Consider the following 23974-nt stretch of genomic DNA (forward strand, 5'->3'; position numbering starts at 1 on the left):
CCGTCAGCCGCGCAGGAGGCGGCCCTTGGCCGTCGTGAACTCCTCCGGGGTCAGCAGGCCTTCCCGGGCCAGGTCGGCCAGTTGCCGCAGTTCCGCCACCAGGCCCGCCGGGGGAGCGGTTCCACCCGGAGGCGTACCCGGAGGGGCAGCCGGAGACGCACCCGCCGGGGGCTCCGGCTCCCGCTCCCGCCCGACCGACTCCACGGGTTCCGGCCCGGCCCCGGCCGGCTCCGCCTCGGCCGGCTCCACCCAGGCCGCCTCCGCCCCCGCCGGCTCCACCACGCCCGCCGGTGTCCAGCGCACCCCGTGCCGCGGCGCGTCCGCCCTCACCGTGCCCTCCGTCGCGCCCACCGCGCGCGCCAGCAGGCCCCGCAGCAGCGGGCGGCCCGCCGGGCGGTCCGCGGACCGCACCGTCACTCCCACCGGCCGGATGAACATCAGGCCACGCCCGTCCGGGGGTCGGCCGGGATCCGGTCCACCGGGATGCGGACCGAGCCCACGATCCGCCCGCCCGCCGCCCGTACGGCGATCGCCGCGTCCTCGGCCCACACGTGTTCGACCAGCAGCAGCAGCGCGCAGCTCCCGCGCTCCAGCAGCCCCGCCGACTCCTGTACGTCCTCCGGCCCGATCAGCCGTGCCACATCCCGGCCCGTCAGCAGGCCCCGCAGCTCCACGAACTCGTCGAACTCGGCCGCCAGGACCTCCCCCGCCGCCGTCCTCGTGACCACGAGCCCGTCGATCAGCCGGACCACCCCGGTCTTCCGCAGGCCCATCACGGCTTCGACCGCCGGCACCCGCAGCTGCTCCTCCGGGAAGGCGAGGACGATGAATTCCACAGGTCCCATAAGCCTCGGCTCCGCTTCCGACCGTTTGTGACGACTCCTCGGCACACTATGGCATAGCGGACATATCATCCGTTCGCTTGCTACGTTTCGCGTATGACCGCTCTGACGGCAGAGGTGGCGGAGCCCGCCCCGCCCCCGCCACCCGACGCCAGCGCCCCCAAGCGCCGCGGCGTCGAGCTGACGCTCCTCGCCGGCGCCGTCCTGATCTCCGTCCTCGGGCACCTCTACGTCGGCCTCGCCACCACCGGCCGCATCCCGCGCCCCGCCGCGCACTATGCCGGAGGTCTCGCCGCGGCCGCCCTGCTCGCGCACGTCGCCGTACGCCTGCGCGCCCCGTACGCCGACCCCCTCGTGCTCCCGATCGCCGTACTGCTCAACGGACTCGGCCTCGTCCTCATCCAGCGCCTCGACGCGACCACCCCCGGCCACCTCACCGCCGACGACCAACTCCGCTGGTCCGCCCTCGGGGTGGGGCTCTTCGTCCTCGCCGTCGCGGCGCTGCGCGACCACCGCACGCTCCAGCGGTACGCGTACCTCTCCGTCACCAGCGCCCTCGCGCTGATGCTCGTCCCCGTCTTCTTCCCGGCGGTCAACGGCGCCCACATCTGGATCCGCTTCGCCGGACTCTCCTTCCAGCCGGGGGAGTTCGCCAAGATCCTGCTCGCCGTCTTCTTCGCCTCCTACCTCGCCGCGAACCGCACCGCCCTCGCCCTCACCGGCCGCCGGCTCTTCTGGAGGCTGCGCCTGCTCCCCGGCCGCGTCCTCGGCCCGATCCTCACGATCTGGCTGCTCAGCGTCGGCGTGCTGGTCCTGGAGCGCGACCTCGGGACCTCGCTGCTGTTCTTCGGGCTGTTCGTGATCATGCTGTTCACCGCCACCGGCCGGATCGGCTGGATCGCGATCGGGCTGCTGCTCGCCGCCCTCGGCGCGTACGCCGTCGGGACCTTCGAGCCGCACGTGAACAGCCGCGTGGACGACTGGCTGAATCCCTTCGCCTCCATCGAGCGCGGCGAGGGCCCCGGCCAGCTCGCCCAGTCCCTGTTCGCCTTCGGCGCCGGCGGCCTGCTCGGCGCCGGTCTCGGCCACGGCCAGTCCTTCCTCATCGGCTTCGCCGCGAAGTCCGACTTCATCCTCGCCACCGCCGGTGAGGAGCTCGGCCTCGTCGGGCTCACCGCGATCCTGCTCCTCTACGGGCTCCTCGTCGCCCGCGGCTTCCGCGCCGGGCTCGCGCTGCGCGACCCCTTCGGCCGGCTGCTCGCGACCGGTCTCTCCTCGATCGTCGCGCTCCAGGTGTTCGTCATCGCGGGCGGCGTCACCGGGCTCATCCCGCTGACCGGCATGGCCATGCCCTTCCTCGCCCAGGGCGGCTCCTCCGTCGTCACCAACTGGGTCATCGTCGCCCTGCTGGTCCGGCTCAGCGACAGCGCCCGCAGACCGCGCCCGGCGCAGCAGGCCGCGGCCCCCGGGGCCCCCGACCCGCAGACCGCCCGACCGGAGGGCGCCGCATGATCCGCTACATCCGCTGGTGCGCGTACTTCTGCGCCCTGCTGCTCGTCGCCCTGCTGGTCAACATCGGGCGCGTGCAGGTCTGGGAGGCCGCCGCCTACGGGGCGAACCCGGCCAACAAGCGCTCCGCCATCGAGCGCTACGGGCAGCCGCGCGGTGACGTCCTGGTCGACGGGCGCCCCGTCACCGGCTCCCGCGACAGCGGCCAACTGCTGCGCTACGAGCGGACGTACACGAACGGGCCGCTGTACGCGCCCGTCACCGGCTTCTCCTCGCAGACGTACGGGACCAGCTTCGTCGAGCGCGCCGAGGACGCGGTCCTCTCGGGCACCGACCCCGGGCTCTCCGCCTTCCCGCTCTGGTACGACCTCGCCCGCGGCCGCCCGGCCGGCGGGAACGCGGCCACCACCATCCGGGCGCGCGTGCAGCAGGCCGCCTACACCGGGCTCGGGGGCAAGCGCGGCGCGGTGGCCGCCGTCGAGCCGGCCACCGGGAAGATCCTCGCGCTGGTCAGCAGCCCCTCGTACGATCCCTCCGCGCTCTCCGGTACGGGCACGCGGGTCAAGGAGGCCTGGGCCCGGCTGAACGCGGACCCGGCCCGGCCGATGCTCAACCGGGCGCTGCGCGAGACCTACCCGCCCGGCTCCACCTTCAAGATCGTGACGGCGGCGGCCGCCCTCGACGCGGGCGTGGTCACCGATGTGGACGCGCCGACCGAGACCCCGGACCCGTACCCGCTGCCCGGTACCAGCACCCTGCTGCCGAACGCGGCCACGGGCTGCCAGGACGCCTCGATGGCGGAGGCGGTGCAGTGGTCCTGCAACACGGTGATGGCGAAGATCGGGGTGCGGGTCGGGCTGCGCGGGATGGTGGCGGCGGCGGAGCGGTTCGGTTTCAACGGCGGCGGGCTGCGGGTGCCCTCGTGGGTGTCCCGGTCGAACTTCGACACCGACATGAGCCGGGACCAGCTGGCCCTGTCCTCGATCGGCCAGTTCAACACGAGGGCGACGCCGCTGCAGATGGCGATGGTGGCGGCGGCGGTCGCGGCGGGCGGGGAGCTGAAGTCCCCGTACCTGGTGGACCGGACGACGCAGGACGACGGCTCGCCGGTGCGGCGCGGCGGCCGGCGCAGCCTGGGCCGGGCCATGAGTCCGGCCACCGCGCTGCGGCTGCAGGAGCTGATGGTGAAGGTGGTGGAGAACGGGACGGGGAAGAACGCGGCGATCCCGGGCGCGGTGGTCGGCGGCAAGACCGGTACCGCGCAGCACGGCGTGGGCAACGCGGGCACCCCGTACGCCTGGTTCATCTCCTGGGCCAAGGCCGACGGGGCGCCGCTGCCGGGGATCGCGGTGGCGGTGGTGGTCGAGGACGCGGCGGCCCACCGCGGCGACATCAGCGGGAACCTGGCCGCCGCGCCGATCGCGCGTGCGGTGATGCAGGCGGCGCTGTCCGGCTGAAACCGCGGACCGCGGACCGCGGGCCGCGCGGACCGGGGGCCCGCGACCCGGAGTCCGGCTCCGGGACCGGCTCAGACCCCGGCTCCGATCCCGACCCCGCCCCGGACCCCGCCCCGTGATCCGGTGGACATCCCTCAGCCGGCCCCCTCGGCCCCCTCGGCCCCTGCGGCGATGGCGGCTTCGACCTCCGCCACCCGCTGCGCTTCCTCGGCCGCGAACCGCTCGCGGTCGAGGGCTTCGGCGATTTCCTCGTCCTCGCGCATCAGCAGGTCCAGGTTCGAGTCGCCCATCTCGAAGACGCCCATCTCCAGGTACGCCTTCTGCAGCCGCTCGCCCCACAGCCCGATGTCCTTCACGCACGGCACGATCCGGCTGAACAGCAGCTTGCGGAAGAGCGCCAGGAACTCCGACTGCTCACTGAGCTGCTCCGCCTCCTTCCTCGGGATGCCGAAGTTCTCCAGCACCTCCACCCCGCGCAGCCGGTCCCGCATCAGGTAGCAGCCCTCGATCACGAACTCCTCGCGCTCGCGCAGTTCGGCGTCCGTCAACTGTCGGTAGTAGTCCCGCAGCGCCATCCGCCCGAAGGCCACGTGCCGGGCCTCGTCCTGCATCACGTACGCCAGGATCTGCTTCGGCAGCGGCTTGCCGGTCGTGTCGCGGATCATCCCGAAGGCGGCCAGCGCCAGCCCCTCGATGAGCACCTGCATGCCCAGGTACGGCATGTCCCAGCGGGAGTCGCGCAGGGTGTCGCCCAGCAGCTCCCGGAGACTCTTGTTGACCGGGTACAGCATCCCGACCTTCTCGTGCAGGAAGCGCCCGAAGACCTCCGCGTGCCGGGCCTCGTCCATGGTCTGCGTGGCGGAGTAGAACTTCGCGTCGAGGTCCGGCACCGATTCCACGATGCGCGCCGCGCACACCATCGCGCCCTGTTCGCCGTGCAGGAACTGGCTGAACTGCCAGGAGGCGTAGTGCCGGCGCAGCTCGCCCCTGTCCTTCCCGGTCAGCTTGGCCCAGTGCCGCGTCCCGTACAGCGTCAGCGCCTCGTCCGGGGCGCCCAGCGGGTCGTACGGGTCCACCTCGGTGTCCCAGGAGATGCGCTTGGCGCCGTCCCACTGCTTGTCCTTGCCCTTCTGGTAGAGCGCGAGGAGCCGCTCGCGGCCTCCGTCGTACTCCCAGCTGAAGCGGGCGGAGCCGGTGGCGGGGATCTGCCAGACGCCCTCGCCCGGATCCGTCGTGTAGAGCTCGTGCGTCGACACTGACGCCTCCTCGTCTCACGTACTTCCGTACAGGACTGGACTGTTGGCAGCGTCACACGTTGGTAGACACGCGGTCAACAAGTCGTGCGCGGGGGATTGACGGCCTTGCTGACAGGCAGTCTCATAATCAATGACCGCCGGTAACCCAACGAGCGAGGTATCCGAAGCCATGACGACCGCGACCGATCGAATCGCGCTGAGGGACGCACTCGGCCTGCTCAAGGACCGCGAGCAGATCGCCGAACGGCTGCTCGAATCCTCCGCCAGGCACTCCTTCGACCCCGACAAGGAACTCGACTGGGACGCCCCGATGGTCGAGGGCAAGTACTACTGGCCGCCGGAGCTGCTGTCCCTCTACGACACGCCGCTCTGGAAGAAGATGGGGGAGGAGCGGCGCATCGAGCTCTCCCGCCACGAGGGAGCGGCGCTCGCCTCGCTCGGCATCTGGTTCGAGATCATCCTCATGCAGCTCCTGGTCCGCCACATCTATGACAAGTCCCTGACCAGCAACCACGTGCGCTACGCGCTCACCGAGATCGCCGACGAGTGCCGGCACTCGATGATGTTCGCCCGCCTGATCCAGAAGGCCGGCGCCCCCGCGTACCCGGTCTCCCGCGTCAACCACAACCTCGCCCGCGTCCTCAAGACGGTCTCCACCACCCCCGGCTCCTTCGCCTGCACCCTCCTCGGGGAAGAAGTGCTCGACTGGATGCAGCGCCTGACCTTCCCGGACGAGCGCGTCCAGCCGCTCGTCCGCGGCGTCACCCGCATCCACGTCATCGAGGAGGCCCGGCACGTCCGGTACGCCCGCGAGGAACTGCGCCGCCAGATGCTGACGGCCCCGCGCTGGGAACAGGAACTCACCCGGATCAGCTGCGGCGAGGCGGCCCGCGTCTTCTCCCTCGCCTTCGTCAACCCGGCCGTCTACGAGAGCATCGGCCTGGACCGCCGCGAAGCCGTCGCCCAGGTCAAGGCGAGCGGCCATCGCCGGGAGGTCATGCAGTCCGGCGCCAAGCGGCTCACCGATTTCCTGGACGACATAGGCGTCCTGCGCGGAACCGGCCGCCGCCTGTGGAAGAGCTCGGGCCTCCTGGCGTAGGAAGGTCGTCTACGCTGCGGGCATGACCGTACGCGCCTACCGCAGACTGAGCGTCGAGGAGCGGCGAGCCCAACTTCTCGACGCCGCACTGTCGTTGTTCGCGCACCGGGCGCCGGAGGAGGTCTCGCTCGACGACGTCGCCGAGGCCGCCGGGGTCTCGCGCCCCCTGGTCTACCGCTACTTCCCGGGCGGCAAGCAGCAGCTCTACGAAGCCGCCCTGCGCTCGGCGGCGGACGTCCTCGAACTGTGCTTCGCGGAACCCCAGGAAGGCCCCCTGACCCAGCGCCTCACCCGGGCCCTCGACCGGTACCTGGCCTTCGTCGACGAGCACGACGCCGGCTTCGCGGCCCTCCTCCAGGGCGGCAGCGTCGTGGAGACCTCCCGCACCACCGCGACGGTCGACGGCATCCGCCGCTCGGCGGCCGGACAGATCCTCCTCCACCTGTCCGTGCCCGCCCCCGGGCCGCGCCTGCGCATGATGGTCCGCACGTGGATCACGGCCGTCGAAGCGGCCTCCCTCATCTGGATCGACGAGGGCAAGCAGCCGGAGGTCGATTCCCTGCGGGACTGGCTGGTGGACCAGTTCATCGCACTGCTGACCGCCACCGCGGCCACGGACCCGGAGACGGCCGCCGCGGCCCGCGCCGCCCTCGCCCTGGAGCCGGCGGACGGCCCGGTCGGGGTGCTGGCCCGCCGCGTGATCCCGGTGGTCTCCGAGGCCGCGCACCTGCTCTGACCCCTCTCCCTCGTGCACGAGGGAGAGGGGTTCCTGGCTCACCCGGCCCGGACGGGCCCGGCCCGGCGTGACGCGTGCGCGGTTCCCGCCCCCGGGGAGACGGTGACCGCTCATGCGGCACTCCGACCTCCGCACTCCGCACTCCGGACTCCGCATTCCGCGCTCAGGGGCATCCTGTTCCTGGGTGACACTGGTGGGGTGAGAAGCGAACCGACGCCCTTCGAGGGCGGCCCGATGGACGGCCGGGTTCTCCCGATCCTCCTCGGCCCGACCGGACACCCCCCGAAGTGGTACGAGATCCCGGTCCCGGCACCCGACGGCGGCGCCCCGACGGTCCTCCTGTACGAGCGCGTCCCGGCGGGCTACTCCAAGCGCCTGGGTCTCCAGAAGGGCTGGAAGTACGCCTTCGCGCCCTCAGGCCAGAAGCCCAAGGTCCGCTGGCCCTGGACCAAGTCCCCCCGCCCGTAACCGCTGCGCGTCCGAGGCCGCGCCGGGGAGACGGGCCCCGTGAGGGTGCCCGCCCACTCGCCCGCGACACCCCCTCGTCCGGCAGCTACAGTGCAGCCACCGCGAGGAAGCACGCGGCACGCGGCCTTCGAGGTCGGCGTCGCCGTTCAGGCGGGCAGCCGGAGCCTCACGGCGCGCCCGGCCGGCCCGCGCCCGGGCCGTGCGGATTCGCCGGGCCGTGCGGACGGCCCGGCACCCGTACGATCTGCTCGCGCGTCGGCAGCATGGTGAGCTGTTTCTCGTCCCAGGACCAGGCGGTGATCAGCTCGTAGCCGTTGTTCCCGCTGGGCGCGCGCAGGATCACGTCCCGCCCGGCCAGGTCCACGGTGATCACGGTCTGCGTGGTCGCCATGATCCGGTTGAGCCGGCCGTGCTCGTCCGCCGTGTACACCCGTACCGACATCATGCTGTCCGGGAACTCGATGCCGACGATCAGCTCGTCCTTGCCGTCGCCCGTGAGGTCCCGGTAGTACGGCGCCAGCACCGGGCACGCCTCGGGCTGTGCGTCCCGCGTGCCGCATTCCCCGATCGAGGCCGCGGTCCCGGGCGGCATCCCGTCCGCACCGGCGTCCGCCTTCGGACGGGCCCGCACCTCCGCCTGGACGAGGGCCACCGGATCGACCCCGTGCACGTCCTGGTCCCGGACGGGCGGGATCCCCTTGACGTACTCGGGCGGAGCGCCGCCCGGATCGGCCGGCGGTACGACGGCTCCCTGACGGCCGGGCCACAGATGTACGGGCCCGCTCGCGGGCGCCGCCGGGCCCGCCCCGGCCAGTCCGCCGCTGTCGTCGCACCCCGCCAGCAGGCTCACCAGGGCGAGCGTCGCGAACGCCGGTGCGACGCGGGCGGCGGCGACCGAGCGGATGGAAAGCGTTCCCACGGACCCCAGCGCCCTCCCTCCGCGCGGCACGACGATCGATTCCGTCAACCTATGCGGAGGCGTGCCCGTCTCGCTCGCGGCTTTCCCGGTCCACGGACGGCGCCCGGGCCTCAGCTCTCGGTCCGCCCGCGCCGCACCATCGCGAAGCCGAGGCCGGCGGCGCCGACGGCCGCGATACCGCCGCCCGCGGCGAGCAGCAGCACGCCCTCGCCCGGTCCGTCGGCCAGTGTGTTCAGGCGCCGCACCCCTGCCGGGCCGCCGGCCAGGACCCCGCTTCCGCCGCCCGCCGCCTTCGGCGCCGACGCGGGGACGACCTGCCCGATGCGGGTGCCGGTCTTGTGGTGGCCCTCGCCCCCGACGGCGTGCGCGACGGCCCCGGCGGGAGCGTCGCCCACCCACGACGTCAGCCGCCCGTCGGACTCCAGCGAGGCGTGCAGTTCCCCGGCGCCGCCGAAGCCCGTGACGCCGTCACGGCTGGTCAAGGTGGCGGCCCTGGCGCCGTCGGCGGTAAGGATGTCCGCCTGGTACGCGCCGCCGGCGACGCGGTAGACCTTCGCCGTGGACGTGCCGTCCGCGAGGGCGAGGCTCTTGACCAGCACCCGCGGGCCCGCGGAGTGCGCGGCCGAGGCCGCGGGGACACCTTCGGCCAGGGCGGCGGCGGTGGGCAGCGCAAGCAGACTTCCGGCGCATGCGGTCACGGCGGCGGCGCGAACGAGAGTGCGGCGGCTGACGGTACTCACGGGAAGCCCTTCGGTGCTGGTCGGAGTCTGGCGGGTCCAGGTGCGACCAACTTAGGGGGCGGCCGTTGCGGCAGCGCCCCGTTCGTGTAACAGCGGTGTCGCAGGGGCGCGTCGGAGTCGTTACACAGCCGGGGGATTGCCGTGCGGCGTCCCGGCTGCTCCCATGGACCGCGGGGGTGAGGGCGATGAGGGGACTCAAGGTACTGCCGAGCGGCCGGCCCGGCCGCGGCCGACTGTACGTCAACCTGCCCGACGGGCAGGCGGTGGCCTGGTACGACCGGCAGGCGAACCGGATCAGCGTGCTCGCGGACGACCATCGGGAGGCGATCCTGGCGGTGTTACGGCCCTACCTCAGCGGCACGGTCTCGATCGGCCCGCCCCCCGTACCCACGGCCGCCGACCTGGCCGGCCTCGCCCTGCCGCCGGACGCGGACCTGGCCCCCAACCGCCCCGGCGAGACCCTGCTGGGCGAACTGGAACACGTCCCGGCGGGCAGCCGGGCCCGGCACCGGCTGCGCCAGGACCTGTCGGCCCAGCAGCGGATGGGCGACGTCTGCGACGCCCTGGAGGCGCAGGGCTGGCGGATCCTGCACTGCGTCCCGCTCCCGGGATCGGGACGCATCGACCACCTGCTCATAGGCCCGTCCGGGATCTTCTGCGTCCGTGCGGTCCCGGGCCGCCGCCAGCGCGCGGTGGTCGGCGACCTGCTGCTCACGGTCGGCCGCGCGGAACCCCGCCCGGACCCGCGCTGGGCCCGCCGCGCGGCGGCCCGCGCCACCCTCGTCCTGACCGCGCAGGTCACCCCGGCCCTGGCGGTGGCCGACGCCTCCCGCGTCGAGGTGGCCCCCACCGTCCGCGACATCCGCATCCTCCAGCCCCCGACGGCCGCCGCGGACCTCACCGGATCCGCGGTCGCGCTCAAACCACCGGACATCGAGGCCCTGTTCACGCTGGCCCGCGACGCGAGGGCGTGGCTGGGCCGGTCCGGTCGCGGCCTCCGCGGCTGACGCCGGGGCCGGGGCGCCGGGGCGCCGGGTGACCCGGACGTCCGGGTCGACGCAGGCCACGCGGCCCGCGTAGCCCCGTTCCGGCGGGGACAGCGGCGCAGGGGGCCCCGCCCTGCCCCGCCCGGGGTCAGGCGGAGGTCCGCTTCCGGGGCGCCGCCTTCTTCGCGGCCGCGGCCGTCTTCTTCGCGGTCGCGGAAGTGGACTTCGTCGCCGCCGTCTTGGCCGTCCTCGCCGTCCTTGCCGTCTTCACCGTCTTCGCCGTCTTCGTGGACTTGGCGGTGGCCGTGGTCTTCTTCGTCGCGCCGGACGCCGTCTTCTTCGCCGAAGCCGCCGTCGACTTCTTCCCGCCCACCGACTTCGGTGCGGCGGCGGCCGCCTTGCGCCGGATCGGCGTCACCTCGGCCTCCGCCGCGGCGGCCTCGCCCCGCGAGGCCTTCGCCTCCTTCACGCTCTTCTCCAGCGCCGCCATCAGGTCGATCACCTTGCCCCCGGCCGGCTCCACGACGGCCTCGGACGGCTCGAAGGCACCACCCGCCTTCGCCGCGATCATCGCCTCCACGGCCTCCCGGTAGTCGTCGTGCAGCGAGGCCATCTCCACCTCGCCGAGCGTCGCCATCAGCGCGTCCGCCAGGTCGAGTTCGGCCTCCCGTACGGACACGTCCGCTTCCGGGGCCACCCCCTCCGGCGCCCGGATCTCGTCCGGCCACAGCAGCCCGTGCATCGCGATCACGTCGTCGACGACCCGCAGCATGCCCAGCCGCTCCCGCCCCCGCAGCGCGTACTTGGCGATCGCGACCTTCCGGCTGCGCTTCAGGGCCTCCCGCAGCAGCGTGTAGGGCTTCGCCGCCGTCGCCCCGTTCGCCGCGAGGTAGTACGCCGCGTCCATCTGCAGGGGGTCGATCTCCTCCGCCGGCACGAACGACATGATCTCGATCGTCCTGGCCGTCGCGATCGGGAGCTGCCCGAGGTCCTCGTCGGTGATCGGGATGACCGACCCGTCGGCCTCCTCGTACCCCTTGCCGATCTCGGTGCCCGGCACCTCCTCGCCGTCCAGCTCGCACACCTTGCGGTAGCGGATCCGCCCGCCGTCGGCGAGATGGATCTGGCGGAAGGAGATCGAGTGGCTCTCGGTGGCGTTCACGAGCTTGATCGGAATGCTGACCAGGCCGAAGGAGATCGCCCCGTTCCAAATGGATCGCACGGTTCCTCCTGATTCGTGGCAGTCTCATCGTATGACGCCGATCACATTGGTGGAGGGTCGTCGCATCTCGCTCAGCAACCTCGACAAGGTCCTCTATGCGGAGACCGGCTTCACCAAGGGCGAGGTGCTCCACTACTACGCCACCGTCGCGGACTCCCTCCTCGCCCACATCCACGACCGGCCGGTGTCCTTCCTGCGCTACCCCGACGGCCCGGACGGCCAGCTCTTCTTCACCAAGAACCCGCCGCCCGGCACACCCGCCTGGGTCAAGACCACACCCGTGCCCCGTTCCGAGGACCCCTCCGCCGAACAGGTGGTCGTCGCCGACATGGCCACCCTCATGTGGTCCGCCAACCTCGTCGTGGAGTTCCACACCCCCCAGTGGCCCGCCGGCGCCCCCGCCGTCGCCGACCGCATGGTCCTCGACCTCGACCCCGGCGCCCCCGCCTCCGTCGTCGAGTGCTGCGCCGCCGCGCTCTGGCTGCGCGACCGGCTCGCCGCCGACGGCCTGCACGCCTTCGCCAAGACCTCCGGCTCCAAGGGCCTGCACCTGGCCGTGCCCCTGGAGCCGACCCCGTCCCGGCAGGTGTCGGCGTACGCCAAGCGACTCGCCCAGGAGGCCGAACGCGAGCTTCCCGACCTGATCGTCCACCGCATGGCCAAAGCCCTGCGCCCCGGCAAGGTCTTCGTCGACCACAGCCAGAACGCCGCCGCCAAGACGACCGCCGCCCCCTACACGCTGCGTGCGCGGGCCCGCCCCACCGTGTCCGCGCCGGTGTCCTGGGAGGAGGTGGCGGCCTGTCGCACCCCCGCCGACCTGCTCTTCCTCGCCGACGACATCGGGCCGCGGCTGGAGCGCGACGGGGACCTCTTCGGCCCGATGCTCAACCCCGGCCTGGCCGGCCGGCTGCCCGCGGGAGGGGGAGCGGCGCCGTGATCCAGGTCGCGCTGGCCGCAGCCGTACGGACCCTGCCGCGCGGGGCGGGCCTGGCGTACGAGCCGAAGTTCGACGGCCACCGCCTGGTCGTCGTCCGCTCCGAGGCGGACGTGGTGCTGCAGGCCCGCTCCGGCCGGATCGTGACCAGCGCGTTCCCCGATCTGGCCGCAGCCGCGCGCCAGTTGCCCGCCGGAACGGTGCTGGACGGCGAGGTGGTGGTCTGGCACGCGGGCCGGACGGACTTCGCGCTGGTCCAGCGGCGTGCGGCGGCCACGCCCGCCCGGGCCGCCGTACTGGCCCAGGACCTGCCGGCCTCGTACGCGGCCTTCGACGTGCTGGAACTGGCCGGCCTCGACCTGCGCGGGCGGCCGTACGAGCGCCGCCGGGCGCTCCTGGTCGACCTGTTGCTGCCGCTCGGGCCGCCGCTGCAGCCGGTGCCGATGACGACCGACCCGGAACTGGCCGCCACCTGGTACGAGACCCTGCCCGCCAGCGGCGTCGAGGGTCTGGTCATCAAGCGGCTCGACCAGACCTACCCGGCGGGGCGGCGCGGCTGGCAGAAGCTCCGGCACACCGACGTCCGCGACGCGGCGGTGGTCGGCTACACCGGCACCCCGCGCCGCCCGCTCGCCCTGGTGCTCGTGCTGCCGGTCGGGGACGAGACCCCGACGGTGTCGAGCCCGCTGACGGCGGCCCTGCGCGCGGAAGTGGCGGTGGCCGTGGCCGATCGAGCGCAGGCGGCCCCGGCCGGGGCGACCGTCACCGCGATCGGGCTCGGCGAGGTCCCCTACCGCCCGCTCGACCCGCCGCTGACGGCGGAGGTCCGGCACACCTCGACCCGGCACCCGCCGCCCGAGGTCCTGCGGCTGCGGACGGACCTCTGACCCGTGCGGGACGCGCGGGTCAGAGGGACGGGTCCTGTCGGCGGTGCGCGTCAGCTGTGGGCGCCGCGCCCCGCGTTCGGGGGAGACCCGGGCTGTGGATGCGGACCAGGCCCTTCCACGTGCTCGTAGCCGGACTCGCGTTCCGCCCGGACGTCGTCAGGATGGCCGGAGGTCGTGGAGCCGAAGTTCCCGTAGCCCTGCATCTCGTGCGGTCTCAGGCCGCCCTCGGGGATCTCCACCGGGTCCCGCTCTTCGCGGACCTCGTACACGGCTCCGCCGTTCGGCAGGTGGGGCTGACTCTCGGGAGTGGGCGGCGGGGGCTCCTTCGCCCTGACCCGCTGGCCCAGCTTGAAGCCGGCGAGGAGGAAGCCGACGACGACTATCCCGACCACCGCGAACCACGCGATGTCGGTCAAGGTCGAGTCCACGCTCAGGATCATGTCCATGAAGCCCAGTTTCCCGCATTTCGCCACGATATGCGCTGTTCGGCCGGGGATAACTTGCGCCATCCGGGGTACGCGCCCCACTGCGGAAGCCCGAACGGAGAAGGAGGCCGGTCATGCCCCGCGGATCTTCCCCCAAGCGCGAACGCCAGTACGAACACATCAAGGAGAGCGTCGAGCAGCGCGGCGAGTCCGAGGAGAAGGCCAAGGAGATCGCCGCCCGGACGGTCAACAAGGAACGCGCCCGGGCCGGCGAAGCCAGGACCGCGAGCAAGGAGTCGCTGGAGGACATGTCCTCGTCCCGGCGCGGCGGCCTGCGCTCCCACAGCGGCGCGCAGGGCCCGACGTACGACCAGCTCTACGCGGAGGCCCGGCGCCGCAACGTCCACGGCCGGTCGGACATGAACAAGGAGTAGCTCAAGCGCGCCCTGGGCGAATGACGGCCCGCCGCCAGCCGCGTCCCGGGCTCGCGGCTCCCGGGCTCCCTGGCGTGCTGGCGTGTGGGGCAACCGGGTGCCGGGGCCGGGGCCAACGGCGGCCAGTGCCTACCCGCCGACGTTCCCGGCGGCAGTGGCCCGAGGCGCGCCCGGGGCAGCGCCCACGACCCGGCCACGGCTCGGCCGCGACCTCGCCCGACCGGCGCCGCAGACCGGACTCCGTGCGGTAGCCAGACTCCGTGCGGGCGAGCCGGGTCCGGCCATGGCGAGGCGCGGGCGGTCGGCGGGCGGTCGGCGACGGTTCGGCGGCAGACCGGCATGCCGCAACAACCCGCGTTATCGGCGCTGCCGGAACGGCGGGCCGGCCGGCCGGGCGCTCAGCCCGTACGCCGGCCACTCGTCCCGCAGCGCGCACGCCTCGCGCGTACGCGCTCGTACGCGCTTGTCCACTCCTACGCGAACTCCGGGCTCTCACGGGCGCCCGGCGGAGCCGCCCACCTTTCCCTCTGTCCGCTCATCCCCTGAGCGGACCGTCGGAGTCGCGCAGCGCCGGGGTCGCCCGGCCGCTCAGCACCCCGAGGATCTCCGCGCAGATGGCCAGGGCCGTCTCGGGCGGCGTCTTCGCGCCCAGGTCCAGCCCGATCGGCCCGTGCACCAGGGCCAGCCGGGCCTCGCTCACCCCGGCGGCGATCAGCCCTTCCCGGCGGCGCGCCGTGGTCCGCCTCGACCCCAGCGCCCCCACGTAGGGGATGCGCAGCTCCAGGGCCTTGCGCAGCGTCGGGACGTCGAAGTCCGGCTCGTGGCTGAGCACGACCAGGCACGCGGCGTCCCGGTGGTCCGCGAGCACCTCCGCGGCGTCCGCCGCGGAGTCCACCAGCCGCGTGCCCCAGCCCAGCAGCGCGGCCTGCCGCTCGATGATCCCGGCGAGCTCGCCGCCGCCGCCGATGACCACGTACGGGGCCGACGGGTACGCCTCGACGAGCACCAGCCCGCTCTCCCCGTACAGCGCGTCCCGCCCGGGCCGCCGGGTGCCCAGCAGTTCCCCGGCCCGCCGCCCGGCATCGTCACGCGGCGTGTCCGTGGCACGTACGACCTCACTGACGGCCCGGTCGGCGGCCTCGTTCAGCCGGGTCACCAGTGCCACCCCGGCCCCCTCACCGAGCAGTTCCCACCACTCGGCCGGGATCGCCGTCAGCGGCTGCAGCAGCACCTCGGCCTGCCCGCCACACGTCAGCCTCGCCTCCGCGGCCTCGGCCGCGCGCACGGACACCTCGCACACCCGCGCGGTGTGCCCGGCCGCCATGGCTCCCGCCTCGGCGACGAGCTCGGCGTCGAAGACCCCCCGGTACAGGGCTCCGACGCACTCCCCGCGCGCGTCGACGAGCAGTGCCCCGGCCGGATCCCGCGGTCCGAACCCCTGCTCGGTCACGGGCCGGGCCAGATAGCCCGCCCGCCCCTCGGCCACCCACCGCCGGGCCGTCCCCACCAGCTCACGCATCCGCACCGCCCCATCCGCATGCCAGCTCACTTCCCGCAAAGCACCAGGTCAACGGCACTATGCGGCCTCACCGTCCACCCTACGCACGCTCCCCGCCCCCACCCACCCCCCAAACCCACAGACCCGCCCCCACCCCCTCGTACGGACCACCGGAACCGCAGCGCCGGGGCCCGGGCGCCATGAGCCGCAAGGCCGATGACCTCGCTGGACGGTTCCGCCTCCCGGGGGCGGCGGACTCGGGCACCATGGGCGAACAGCTCGACCAGCGCCGCCCCCGTGCCACCGCAAGGAGCCGCCGTGAGTGACCAGCCCCACCCCGCCCTCCGCGCCCTGGCACTCGACCGCCCCGCCCCTTCCGGGCCGGCCCCCGCGGTGCGGGACCTCGTGGCGGAGCTGCTGCCCGAGCCGCGGACCAGAAGTGCCGGGCGGGCGGGGCCGGTTCACCGGCGGTCGATCTCGGCGCCCCGTCGGCGCGGCACCGGCCCGGCTCGGTGAAGCCGCGCTCCGCCAGAGCCGCCAGAGCCGCCGGAGCCGCCGAACTGCTGCTCACCGGGGACAACTTCCGCCGACAGCAACGTACTCAGGTCGGGAAGCGGGGCCGGCGCAACCTGCACGACCACACCGCTCCGCAGGTCTCGGCGCAGCTCCCGCGATCCGTGCCGCCCACCCCGGTCACGACCTCCGTCAGGCCGTGACCCCCGTACGGAAGGAACCGCCCCACGTGGCAACCCCCCGCTACCGCATGGTCGTCACCAGCGGACTCGACTACGTAGGAACCGGAGCCCAGGTCGACGACCGGCTGCGGAGCTGGCTCAAGGCGCCCCCGAAGACGTACGACATCGACGCGTTCGCCGAAGGGCGCAACGAGATAGCCCGGGGTGTGACCCTCGACCACGACTCCGCGACGGGGACGTCAGGAGCCTACGGACGCTGGCGGCTCCGCGAGACGACCCCGGACGGCACGTGGCAGACGACCGTGGTGATCCGGCAGGCCGGCGCCGGACCGACCTGGGTCCAACTGGACGTGGAGCACCTGCCCGACGACCCCGGCGCACTCCCCGTACCGGCCAAGACCCCCCGGCTCGCCGGAAGCCTGCTCGATGTGCTCCAGGCGCGCGACGGGCTCGCCGACGTGACGCGGATGCCGCAGGTCATCGAGGCCGACGACGTCGACTGCGTCATAGACGAGCTGTGCGACGACCGGCGGCGCCTGCCCGTGGTCGTGGCCAGCACCCCCCACGGCATCGACTTCGACGCCTGGCTGGAACGCACCGTGGACCCGCTGGTCCGGCCGCTGGCCGGCCTGGCCGTCCTCTACGTCCTCGCGCCCGAGGCCGAGCCCCGCTTCAACCGGGCGCTGGAATACCACCAGGTCTTCGCCGGCGGGATCCGCACGTACCTGCCAGGAGTGGACCCGGCCTGGGCGGCCGACGGCCAGCGGCACCGCGTGATGTCCCGCCGGGCCGTCGTCGAGAGCCCGCATCGGGCCCGCCGCCTCCTCGCCCAGCTCCCGCAGAGCCTGGCGACGCACGCCCCGTTGCCGCCGGAGCTCGACTCCGTTCCCGTGCTCCGCGCCCGGACCAAGGAGGGCGTCGGGACGTCCGAGCTGCAGCGGCTGAGGGACGAGAACCACGCGCTCTTCGAAATCCTGGAGGAGGCGGGGCGCGAGCAGAGGGTCCGGGCGGACGAGATCCGCGACCTGAAGCAGGAACTGCAACGGGCACGGCGGGGCGAGTCGATGCTGGCCGTCGAGTACGACGATCAGTACCGGGAGCTGCAGGGCGCCAAGGCCCACGTGCGCGTGCTCCAGAACCGGCTCCTCGTACTCAACGCGGGCGAGGCCGCGTACACGCCCGTCGCCCCCGGACCCGCGGAACCGGCGTCCTTCGCGGAGATCCTCGACCGGATCGCCGATATGCCCCGCGTCCACTTCACCGGCGCCCGCAAGGTCACTCTGGAACTCGACGACCAGGCGTACGGCTCGTCCTGGGGGCGCATGACCTGGGACGCCCTGCTGGCACTGCGCGACTACGCCGACGCCGCCGCCGGCGGGGAGACCTCGCGGGACTTCAAACAGTGGTGCGAGGACGCGCCCGACGGCAAGCACGCCATCTCGCCGCGGAAGATCGTGCGGGACGAGTCGAAGTCGGTGAAGACCAAGACCGACTGGCGCAGGGAACGGACGTTCCCCGTGCCGGAGGACGTCGACCCCGCCCGCAGGGTCTTCATGGGTGCGCACGTCAGGATCGGCGGCGGCAACACGGTCGCCCCGCGACTGCACTACTACGACGCATCGTGCGCCACCCACGGGATCTTCATCGGCTACATCGGCCCGCACCTCACCAACACCCTGACATGACGGCCCCGCGGGCGGGCGGGCGGGCGCCTGCGCCGGCGCAGGGCGGCGCCTTGAGGCACGCGGCTGGTTCACCCCTGCGGGGTGGCCGGCCGACGCTAGGCTGGCCGGGTGAACGCACGCACCGCCCTGGCGAAATGGCTCGGCGCCCAGGATGCCGAGCGGCTGACCGCCCTGCTGGAGGAGCGGGATCTGCCGCTCGCCGCCGAGTACCGGCAGGTCACCACCCTCCCCGAGCTCGCCGAGCACCTGCTCACCGACGAGTCGGTGGGCCACGGCCTGATGGCAGGCACGGCAGGGGAGTTGGCGTTGCTTGCCTCCATCGCCGCGCTGGCTCTGGAGCGGCACGGCCCTGTCGAGGGCGGCGAGAGCGGGAGCGGCCCCCGGTATCCCTGGCAGCAGCACCGGCCCGTGGCGCCGGTGGAGCCCGCGGACCGGATGGTGGCCGAGCGGGACGTACTGGCCTGGTTCGAGCCGGGGGAGAAGCGGCAGCGGGCGGAGCACACGCTCACCCGGCTGCGGGAGCGCGCGCTGTTGCTCCCCGCGCCCAAGGGGAAACTGGCGCTGCCGCCACTGCTGCACGTCCGGGCCGCCGGGTTCGACGGCTACGGGCGCACCGCCGACCGGCTGTTGACCTCCGCCTACAACGCCCCGGAGGTCAAGCGGATCGCCGCGAACCTCTTCGGCGAGGGCGCAGCCCGTACCCGCGACCAGGCCCAGGAACAGATCACCGCCTTGCTCGCCGATCCCGCCCGGGTGCGGGCACTGGTGGCGGACGCCCCGGCCCGCGCCCAGGAGCTGCTGGACCACCTGGTGCCCGGCCCGCCGCTGCTGCGCACCCACTGCTTCGCCAGCCGGTACGGGGGCCAGTACGCGGGCCCGGACTCCAAGTACGTCTTCCGGGAGAGCGGCAGCGGCGACGAGGGCACCGACTGGCTGGCCGCGCGCGGGCTCGTGGTCCCCGTCGGGCTCGACCTGGCGGAGCTTCCGTACGAGGTCGCGCGTGCACTCCGCGACGAGGGCACGGCACCCGCGCCCCGCCTGGAACCGGAGCCGCTCACCGCCACCGCGCCACTGCCGCCCGGCTGGGAAGGCGAGGGCGGCACGGCCGCCGCGGCGGCCGCCTGGCGGGCCGAACTGGTACTGCGGGCGCTGGCCGCCCAGCCGGTCGCCATCCGCAAGGCGGGCGGGATCGCCGTACGGGAGACCCGGCGGCTGGCCAAAGCGGCCGGGGCGGACGAGGCCGGCACCCGGCTGTGGCTCGACCTCGCCGTGAACGCCGGGCTCGCCGCACCCCAGGACGACGAGCCGGCCCCCGCCGCCCGGAGCCGCCGCCGGGGCTCCAAGGCGCCCCAGCCCTCCGCCCGCCTGCTGCCCAGCGACCGCTACGACGCCTGGGCGGCGGCCCCGCCCGCGGGCAAGCTGCTGCCTCTGCTGGCCGCCTGGGCCGTGGTCCCCGAGGTCCTCAGCCACTGGCCGGACCCCGACGAGACCCCGGTCGCGCTCATCAGCCCGAGTGACGAGGACGCGGTGACCCTGCGTACCGGCGTCCTGCGGGCCCTCGCCACCCTCCCCGACGGCCACGGGCTGACCGGGGACGCGCAGGGATACGCCGAACTCCTGGTCCTGGCCGCATGGTTCCAGCCGGCCCTGCGCGGCCACCTGGCCGGAGATGGCACGGGAGCGATGACGGTCGCCGACGAACTCCTCGACCGCCTGGCGGCCACCCTGGCGGAGGCGGCCCTGCTCGGCGTGGTCGCCCACGGCGCGCTCACCCCCGTAGGGCGTGCCCTGTGCCGACTCCTGGAGGCGGGCGCCGCCCACCACTACCCGGCCGTGCCCGGAGCGGGCGCCGACCCGGCCGCCCGCGACTCCGAGGGCCTGGGCGAGGACCTCACCCACCGCCCCGCCCTGGCCCAGGCGGTGACCACCCTTCGTGAAGCCCTGTACGCGGCCCTGCCCGAGCCCAGCGTCACCGCCCGGTTCCAGAGCGACCTGACCGCCACCGTCACCGGCGCGCCCGCGCCCGCCCTCGCGGAGCTGCTGTCCAGCGTCGGCGACATCGAGTCCGAGGGGCACGCGGTGGTCTGGCGGATCACCGCGACTTCCGTACGCCGGGCCCTGGACGCGGGCTGGGCCGCCGACGAACTCCTCGACCGCCTGACCGAGGTGAGCGAACGCAACACCCCACTGCCCCAGCCGCTCGCCTACACGATCAAGGACACCGCCCGCACCCACGGACAGCTCAAGGTCGTCCGCTCCGCCTGCTGCATCCGCTCGGACGACACCGCACTGATCGCCGAGGTGGCCCATGCCCGCGGCCTGACCAAGCTCCGCCTGCGCCGGATCGCCCCGACCGTCCTGATCTCCACAGCGCCTCCCGAGGAGACCCTCACCGCCCTGCGCGCCGCCGGCTACGCCCCCACCCAGGAAGCCGAGACCGGCACCACGGTCCTCGACCGGGCCCCGGCCGAACGCGCGCGCAGCCTCCTCCCCACCCTCGACCAGGCCCACCCCCGTTACGGCGAACCCGCCCGCGGCGTCCCGGCCAGCGCCCGCACCCTGGCGGCCCGGCTCCTCAGCCCACGTACGTGACGAACGCCTGCCAGGCGCCGGGCCCGAACCCGATCACGGGCCCGGCGGGCCGCTTGCTGTCGCGGACGGGAACGACGCCGGGCAGACTGTCCGCGACCTCGACGCAGTCTCCTTGCCCCCCGCTGTAGCTGCTCGTGCGCCATATCGCCGTCTTGTGGACCCCGGCCATCGTGCGGACCTCGTTGCTCTGGCACGCGGTCCGCAGCGTGCGAACCGCCCACCACGCAACCGGCGGCCTGTCGGTCGTCCTCGCCCTGGCCGAGGGCCCACCGGGCGTGGGTCGAGGGCGGTGGTTGCCGCACCGTCCCGCCGGGGGCGCGCGGCGGGGGACGGGGCGGATGTCAGAGCGCTTGCCGACGAGATCGGGTCCTCGTTGGTTCGGGCGATCAAGGAAGCCGCCGCTGATGACTTCGGCCGGGTGAGGAATGAGCGCGCTCTGGCCCTCAGCTGGTACGCCTTCTCGCTCGAATATATGGAGGCGCGTTGGGTGCAGGTCGCGGTGAAGACCCGGAGCGAGACCAACGATGCTCTGTGCTCGATCACCGAGGCCATGCTCCGAAGGACGCGAGGCCGGCCGGATGACGAGTTGTTGCGGCGGGCGTTGCGAAACTGGGCGTTCGTGGTGCCCCGTCCCGATGTGCGCAAGGCGCCCACAGAGGTGCGGCTTGCCCTGGGCTGGGTCGCCCGGGCCTCACGCCCCCTGGATGACCTGCTGGACCCAGCCGTGATGCGCGGTGTGCTGCAGGCCCTCCGGCTGAAGAGGGACGGCACGGTCGCGGCTGCCGAGACGCAGCGGCGCAAGCGGATGACGTTCGTGAACGCGGTGCGGTACGCGATCGAGCTAGGTCAGCTCCGCGCCGATCCACTGGCCAACATCAGCTGGCGCATCACCGAAACCGTTCAGCAGGTCGATCCCCGGGTGGTCGTCAATCCCGTGCAGGCCCGGAACCTGCTCTGTGCGGTCTCCTACGTCGGTGGTTACGGGCGGGCGCGGGGGCGGAGGCTGGTCGGCCTCCTCGCCGGGATGTACTACGGGGGGCTGCGGCCGGCCGAAGCCGTTGCGGTTACGTTGCCGGACTGCGAACTGCCGACAGAGGGGTGGGGCAGCGTGGTCCTTCATGCCACCCGCCCCTCCGTCGGCAAGAAGTGGACCGACAGCGGACAGAATCACGACCTGCGCGGCCTGAAGAGTCGACCGCCGGGAGGCACGCGTAAGGTGCCACTCCCGCACGAACTCGTCAGCCTGTGGCGGGAGAGCGTCGACACCTTCGGCACCGCGGACGACGGTCGGCTGTTCTTCAACGAGAAGGGCGGCATCGTGGGATCCACCACCTACGACCGTGCCTGGCGCGAGGCCCGCGAACTCGCGCTTTCGCCGGGCCTGGTGGGATCCCCCCTCGCCGCCCGCCCCTACGACCTGCGGCACTCGGCGCTGTCCACCTGGCTGAACGCCGGCGTCGATCCCACCGAAGTCGCCGAACGGGCTGGGAACAGCGTAGAGGTCCTCATGACCCGGTATGCGAAGTGCCTTTATGGGCGCCAGGCCCTCGCGAACAAACGCATCGACGCGCTTCTGGACGAGTACAACTGAGGGGCCATCATGACTCCCGTGGAGGATCAGGCGGTCCGCGTAGACCTTTTGCGTCCCAAGCATCTCCCGCGCGAGCGGTTTGCACGCGGTCGGGGACGCCCGATCCCGTCGACGTGGCGAGGCAAAACCACAGGTCAGGGACGTGTGAGGGGCGAGTTGATAGAAAGCGCAACGGTCATACAGGCCGTGTGTCTTTTGGTATGAACAAGAAAGCCCCTGACTTGCATTTCTGCAGGTCAGAGGCTTCTTTGGCGCTTCTTGCGAAGTGCCCCCGGCAGGATTCGAACCTGCGCACACGGCTCCGGAGGCCGTTGCTCTATCCCCTGAGCTACGGGGGCGTGTCGTTCGCTGTGCGGCGACGGGTTGAACACTACCAGCTTCCGTGGGGTGATCAGGAACTGGTTTGCGGGGGAGAGGGGGGTGGGTCGCCCGCAGGGGGTGGAAGTGGCAAAAACGCGGACGCGGGGGCCCGGGCCGACCTACTCTCGAGTTGTGTCAGGCGTCTCGGGCCGGGTGCTTGTTGTCGACGACAACAAGGTCATCAGGCAACTGATCAAGGTCAATCTCGAGCTGGAGGGCTTCGAGGTCGTGACCGCGAACGATGGTGCCGAGTGCCTGGACGTCGTGCACCACGTCTCTCCCGATGTGATCACCCTTGATGTGGTCATGCCCCGGCTGGACGGGTTCGGGACGGTCGCGCGGTTGCGGGCCGATCCGCGGACCAGGGACGTGCCCGTCGCGATCGTGAGCGCCTGTACGCAGCACGAGGTGGAGGCCGGGATGGTGGCCGGGGTGGACGCCTTCGTCGCGAAGCCCTTCGAGCCCGCCGAGCTGGTGCGGGTCGTACGGCGGCTGATCGAGGGGAAGGACCGGCGCGACGGGAGGAAAGGGGCTCCCGCCGGCAGGGGGCGGGGCTGAGTTCCCGGCCTCCTGTTCACATGGCGAAACCCTTCGCGGGATGACGGGGGGTCTCCCCTAGGCTGGTCCCGTGACCCCCGCAGACCTCTCCCGTTGCGTCGTAGGCGCCGTGCGCCGCGCCGTCGCCGACGGGGAGCTGGCCGCCTGCGCGGTCGCGCCGGAGCGGGTCGTCGTCGAGCGGACCCGGCCCGGCGGAGTGGGGGACTACGCCACACCCGTCGCCTTCCAGGTCGCCAGGGCCGCCGGCTGTCCGCCCCGTGACGTGGCGGACGTACTGGCCCGGCGGCTCGGCGCGGAGCCCGGCATCGAGCACGTCGAGGTCACCGGAGCCGGGTTCCTCAACTTCGTGTTGCCGGCCCCCTCCGCACCCTCCGTCGTCCGGGACGCCCTCGTCCGCGACGTCGTGATCCGGGACGTGTGCGGCGGCGCCGCCCACGCCGTCCCCGCCGACGAGACCGGGCTCGGGACGCGCGAGCGCGTCGTGCGCCGCAGCGTCCTGCGGCTCCTGTGCGCCCGCGGCGGCACCGAGCGCGACCTGCCCGAGCAGCTGCCCGAGCAGCTGCCCGAGCCCCTGCCCGTCGCCCCCCTCGCCAAGCGGGACCGCGACGTCGTCGCCCGCTACGGGAGCGACGCCGCCCACTGGGCGATGCTCGCGGTGCCGGCCCGGGAGACCCCGGTCTTCTCCGAGGTGCTGCTCGTACAGGGCGAGGCCAGCGAGTTCTTCCGGGTGCGGTACGCCCACGCGCGCAGCCGGGCGCTCGTACGGAACGCCGACCAACTGGGCTTCCACCCGGAGGCGGGCGACGTCGACGCCCCCGCCCTGCTGCGCCTCCTCGCCGACCACCCGCTCGTCCTCGAATCCGCCGCGCACCACCGTGCCCCCGAGCGGCTCACCCGGCACCTCGTCGAGCTGGCGGACGCGCTGCTCGACTTCCAGTACCGCGTGCTGCCCCAGGGGGACGAGAAACCCTCGGCCGCCCACCGTGCCCGGCTGGCTCTCGCCGAAGCCGCCGGGACGGTGCTGGCCGGCGGCCTGGCCCTGCTCGGCATAGACGCACCGACACGCCTGTGACCCGCGAAG

Annotated in this window: 23 protein-coding genes and 1 tRNA gene; 14 read left to right on the forward strand and 10 right to left on the reverse strand. The window is 73.4% G+C overall.

Annotated elements, in window-relative coordinates; translation table 11 throughout:
- Positions 1-3: 3 nt before the first annotated feature.
- Both ACFCZ1_RS13520 and ACFCZ1_RS13525 read right to left on the reverse strand, forming a co-directional pair.
- Positions 4-411: a hypothetical protein gene (locus ACFCZ1_RS13520; protein WP_376678529.1), complete on the reverse strand. Its 408-nt coding sequence runs from the start codon at positions 409-411 to the stop codon at positions 4-6.
- A gap of 26 nt (positions 412-437) precedes the next feature.
- The gene (locus tag ACFCZ1_RS13525; RefSeq protein WP_376678530.1) at positions 438-845 is read right to left on the reverse strand and encodes a DUF6325 family protein; all 408 of its coding nucleotides are present in this window, start codon (positions 843-845) and stop codon (positions 438-440) included.
- Positions 846-938: 93 nt separating this feature from the next.
- Here ACFCZ1_RS13525 and ACFCZ1_RS13530 point away from each other — a divergent pair, with 93 nt between their 5' ends.
- A complete protein-coding gene (locus ACFCZ1_RS13530) occupies positions 939-2354 on the forward strand; it encodes an FtsW/RodA/SpoVE family cell cycle protein (protein WP_376678531.1) in 1416 nt (471 codons plus the stop codon).
- A complete protein-coding gene (locus ACFCZ1_RS13535) occupies positions 2351-3808 on the forward strand; it encodes a penicillin-binding transpeptidase domain-containing protein (protein ID WP_376678532.1) in 1458 nt (485 codons plus the stop codon). Before ACFCZ1_RS13530 ends, ACFCZ1_RS13535 begins: the two co-directional genes overlap by 4 nt.
- 134 nt (positions 3809-3942) lie before the next feature.
- Here the strand turns inward: ACFCZ1_RS13535 and ACFCZ1_RS13540 are convergent, their stop codons facing one another.
- Positions 3943-5064 (reverse strand): ferritin-like domain-containing protein, encoded by a 1122-nt coding sequence (locus tag ACFCZ1_RS13540; RefSeq protein WP_376678533.1) that lies wholly within the window; start codon positions 5062-5064, stop codon positions 3943-3945.
- Between the two features lie 169 nt (positions 5065-5233).
- Between ACFCZ1_RS13540 and ACFCZ1_RS13545 the strand changes: the two genes are divergently transcribed.
- The 3 genes from ACFCZ1_RS13545 to ACFCZ1_RS13555 all read left to right on the forward strand — a co-directional run bounded on the left by ACFCZ1_RS13545 (position 5234) and on the right by ACFCZ1_RS13555 (position 7367).
- Entirely contained in the window at positions 5234-6163 is a 930-nt protein-coding gene (locus ACFCZ1_RS13545; protein ID WP_376678534.1) for a diiron oxygenase, read from the forward strand.
- 22 nt (positions 6164-6185) lie between these two features.
- On the forward strand, positions 6186-6899 hold the full coding sequence (locus tag ACFCZ1_RS13550) for a TetR/AcrR family transcriptional regulator (RefSeq protein ID WP_376678535.1): 714 nt from the start codon (positions 6186-6188) through the stop codon (positions 6897-6899).
- Between the two features lie 198 nt (positions 6900-7097).
- The gene (locus tag ACFCZ1_RS13555; protein WP_376678536.1) at positions 7098-7367 is read left to right on the forward strand and encodes a hypothetical protein; all 270 of its coding nucleotides are present in this window, start codon (positions 7098-7100) and stop codon (positions 7365-7367) included.
- 166 nt (positions 7368-7533) lie between these two features.
- On the opposite strand, the gene ACFCZ1_RS13560 is transcribed toward ACFCZ1_RS13555, so the two are convergent.
- A complete protein-coding gene (locus ACFCZ1_RS13560) occupies positions 7534-8286 on the reverse strand; it encodes a hypothetical protein (protein WP_376678537.1) in 753 nt (250 codons plus the stop codon).
- Between the two features lie 110 nt (positions 8287-8396).
- Positions 8397-9026: a hypothetical protein gene (locus tag ACFCZ1_RS13565; protein WP_376678538.1), complete on the reverse strand. Its 630-nt coding sequence runs from the start codon at positions 9024-9026 to the stop codon at positions 8397-8399.
- Positions 9027-9211: 185 nt separating this feature from the next.
- Between ACFCZ1_RS13565 and ACFCZ1_RS13570 the strand changes: the two genes are divergently transcribed.
- Positions 9212-10033, forward strand: coding sequence for a nuclease-related domain-containing protein (locus tag ACFCZ1_RS13570; protein WP_376678539.1), 822 nt, complete (start codon positions 9212-9214; stop codon positions 10031-10033).
- Positions 10034-10160: 127 nt separating this feature from the next.
- Here the strand turns inward: ACFCZ1_RS13570 and ACFCZ1_RS13575 are convergent, their stop codons facing one another.
- Positions 10161-11234, reverse strand: a complete 1074-nt coding sequence (locus ACFCZ1_RS13575; RefSeq protein ID WP_376678540.1) for a Ku protein — start codon at positions 11232-11234, stop codon at positions 10161-10163.
- A gap of 31 nt (positions 11235-11265) precedes the next feature.
- Here ACFCZ1_RS13575 and ligD point away from each other — a divergent pair, with 31 nt between their 5' ends.
- Positions 11266-12171 (forward strand): non-homologous end-joining DNA ligase, encoded by a 906-nt coding sequence (gene ligD, locus ACFCZ1_RS13580; RefSeq protein WP_376678541.1) that lies wholly within the window; start codon positions 11266-11268, stop codon positions 12169-12171.
- Positions 12171-13055, forward strand: a complete 885-nt coding sequence (locus ACFCZ1_RS13585; RefSeq protein ID WP_376678662.1) for an ATP-dependent DNA ligase — start codon at positions 12171-12173, stop codon at positions 13053-13055. The genes ligD and ACFCZ1_RS13585 overlap by 1 nt, the downstream gene beginning before the upstream one ends.
- 50 nt (positions 13056-13105) lie before the next feature.
- Here the strand turns inward: ACFCZ1_RS13585 and ACFCZ1_RS13590 are convergent, their stop codons facing one another.
- The gene (locus ACFCZ1_RS13590; RefSeq protein WP_376678542.1) at positions 13106-13501 is read right to left on the reverse strand and encodes a DUF6479 family protein; all 396 of its coding nucleotides are present in this window, start codon (positions 13499-13501) and stop codon (positions 13106-13108) included.
- 113 nt (positions 13502-13614) lie between these two features.
- On the opposite strand from ACFCZ1_RS13590, the gene ACFCZ1_RS13595 reads away from it, so the two are divergent.
- Complete coding sequence (locus tag ACFCZ1_RS13595) at positions 13615-13914, forward strand: plasmid stabilization protein (RefSeq protein WP_376678543.1); 300 nt, start codon at positions 13615-13617, stop codon at positions 13912-13914.
- A gap of 535 nt (positions 13915-14449) precedes the next feature.
- On the opposite strand, the gene ACFCZ1_RS13600 is transcribed toward ACFCZ1_RS13595, so the two are convergent.
- The gene (locus ACFCZ1_RS13600) at positions 14450-15433 is read right to left on the reverse strand and encodes an XdhC family protein (protein ID WP_376678544.1); all 984 of its coding nucleotides are present in this window, start codon (positions 15431-15433) and stop codon (positions 14450-14452) included.
- A 721-nt stretch (positions 15434-16154) separates the two neighbouring features.
- On the opposite strand from ACFCZ1_RS13600, the gene ACFCZ1_RS13605 reads away from it, so the two are divergent.
- A complete protein-coding gene (locus ACFCZ1_RS13605; protein ID WP_376678545.1) occupies positions 16155-17792 on the forward strand; it encodes a hypothetical protein in 1638 nt (545 codons plus the stop codon).
- A gap of 108 nt (positions 17793-17900) precedes the next feature.
- A complete protein-coding gene (locus tag ACFCZ1_RS13610; protein WP_376678546.1) occupies positions 17901-20384 on the forward strand; it encodes a helicase-associated domain-containing protein in 2484 nt (827 codons plus the stop codon).
- Here the strand turns inward: ACFCZ1_RS13610 and ACFCZ1_RS13615 are convergent.
- On the reverse strand, positions 20368-20553 hold the full coding sequence (locus ACFCZ1_RS13615; protein WP_376678547.1) for a DUF397 domain-containing protein: 186 nt from the start codon (positions 20551-20553) through the stop codon (positions 20368-20370). The two genes, ACFCZ1_RS13610 and ACFCZ1_RS13615, sit on opposite strands and share 17 nt — an antisense overlap.
- 120 nt (positions 20554-20673) lie before the next feature.
- Here ACFCZ1_RS13615 and ACFCZ1_RS13620 point away from each other — a divergent pair, with 120 nt between their 5' ends.
- Positions 20674-21975 (forward strand): tyrosine-type recombinase/integrase, encoded by a 1302-nt coding sequence (locus tag ACFCZ1_RS13620; RefSeq protein WP_376678548.1) that lies wholly within the window; start codon positions 20674-20676, stop codon positions 21973-21975.
- 266 nt (positions 21976-22241) lie between these two features.
- Here ACFCZ1_RS13620 and ACFCZ1_RS13625 read toward each other — a convergent pair.
- Positions 22242-22313 (reverse strand) — tRNA-Arg (locus ACFCZ1_RS13625).
- Positions 22314-22395: 82 nt separating this feature from the next.
- Here ACFCZ1_RS13625 and ACFCZ1_RS13630 point away from each other — a divergent pair.
- Positions 22396-22893 (forward strand): response regulator, encoded by a 498-nt coding sequence (locus ACFCZ1_RS13630; RefSeq protein ID WP_376678549.1) that lies wholly within the window; start codon positions 22396-22398, stop codon positions 22891-22893.
- Positions 22894-22963: 70 nt separating this feature from the next.
- Complete coding sequence (nrtL, locus tag ACFCZ1_RS13635; protein WP_376678550.1) at positions 22964-23965, forward strand: ArgS-related anticodon-binding protein NrtL; 1002 nt, start codon at positions 22964-22966, stop codon at positions 23963-23965.
- The last annotated feature ends 9 nt before the right edge of the window (positions 23966-23974 follow it).

Origin of the sequence: Streptomyces sp. NPDC056224, from assembly GCF_042267665.1 — a bacterium.
Classification (GTDB): domain Bacteria; phylum Actinomycetota; class Actinomycetes; order Streptomycetales; family Streptomycetaceae; genus Streptomyces.

What these genes read in the sequence shown, in the direction of transcription:
- ACFCZ1_RS13595 (WP_376678543.1), top strand. Translation starts at nt 13,615, where the DNA reads ATGCCCCGCGGATCTTCCCCCAAGCGCGAACGCCAGTACGAACACATC.
- ligD (WP_376678541.1), top strand. Translation starts at nt 11,266, where the DNA reads ATGACGCCGATCACATTGGTGGAGGGTCGTCGCATCTCGCTCAGCAAC.
- ACFCZ1_RS13545 (WP_376678534.1), top strand. Translation starts at nt 5,234, where the DNA reads ATGACGACCGCGACCGATCGAATCGCGCTGAGGGACGCACTCGGCCTG.
- ACFCZ1_RS13525 (WP_376678530.1), bottom strand. Translation starts at nt 845, where the DNA reads ATGGGACCTGTGGAATTCATCGTCCTCGCCTTCCCGGAGGAGCAGCTG.
- ACFCZ1_RS13590 (WP_376678542.1), bottom strand. Translation starts at nt 13,501, where the DNA reads ATGGACATGATCCTGAGCGTGGACTCGACCTTGACCGACATCGCGTGG.
- ACFCZ1_RS13570 (WP_376678539.1), top strand. Translation starts at nt 9,212, where the DNA reads ATGAGGGGACTCAAGGTACTGCCGAGCGGCCGGCCCGGCCGCGGCCGA.
- ACFCZ1_RS13600 (WP_376678544.1), bottom strand. Translation starts at nt 15,433, where the DNA reads ATGCGTGAGCTGGTGGGGACGGCCCGGCGGTGGGTGGCCGAGGGGCGG.
- ACFCZ1_RS13550 (WP_376678535.1), top strand. Translation starts at nt 6,186, where the DNA reads ATGACCGTACGCGCCTACCGCAGACTGAGCGTCGAGGAGCGGCGAGCC.
- ACFCZ1_RS13615 (WP_376678547.1), bottom strand. Translation starts at nt 20,553, where the DNA reads ATGGCCGGGGTCCACAAGACGGCGATATGGCGCACGAGCAGCTACAGC.
- ACFCZ1_RS13530 (WP_376678531.1), top strand. Translation starts at nt 939, where the DNA reads ATGACCGCTCTGACGGCAGAGGTGGCGGAGCCCGCCCCGCCCCCGCCA.
- ACFCZ1_RS13535 (WP_376678532.1), top strand. Translation starts at nt 2,351, where the DNA reads ATGATCCGCTACATCCGCTGGTGCGCGTACTTCTGCGCCCTGCTGCTC.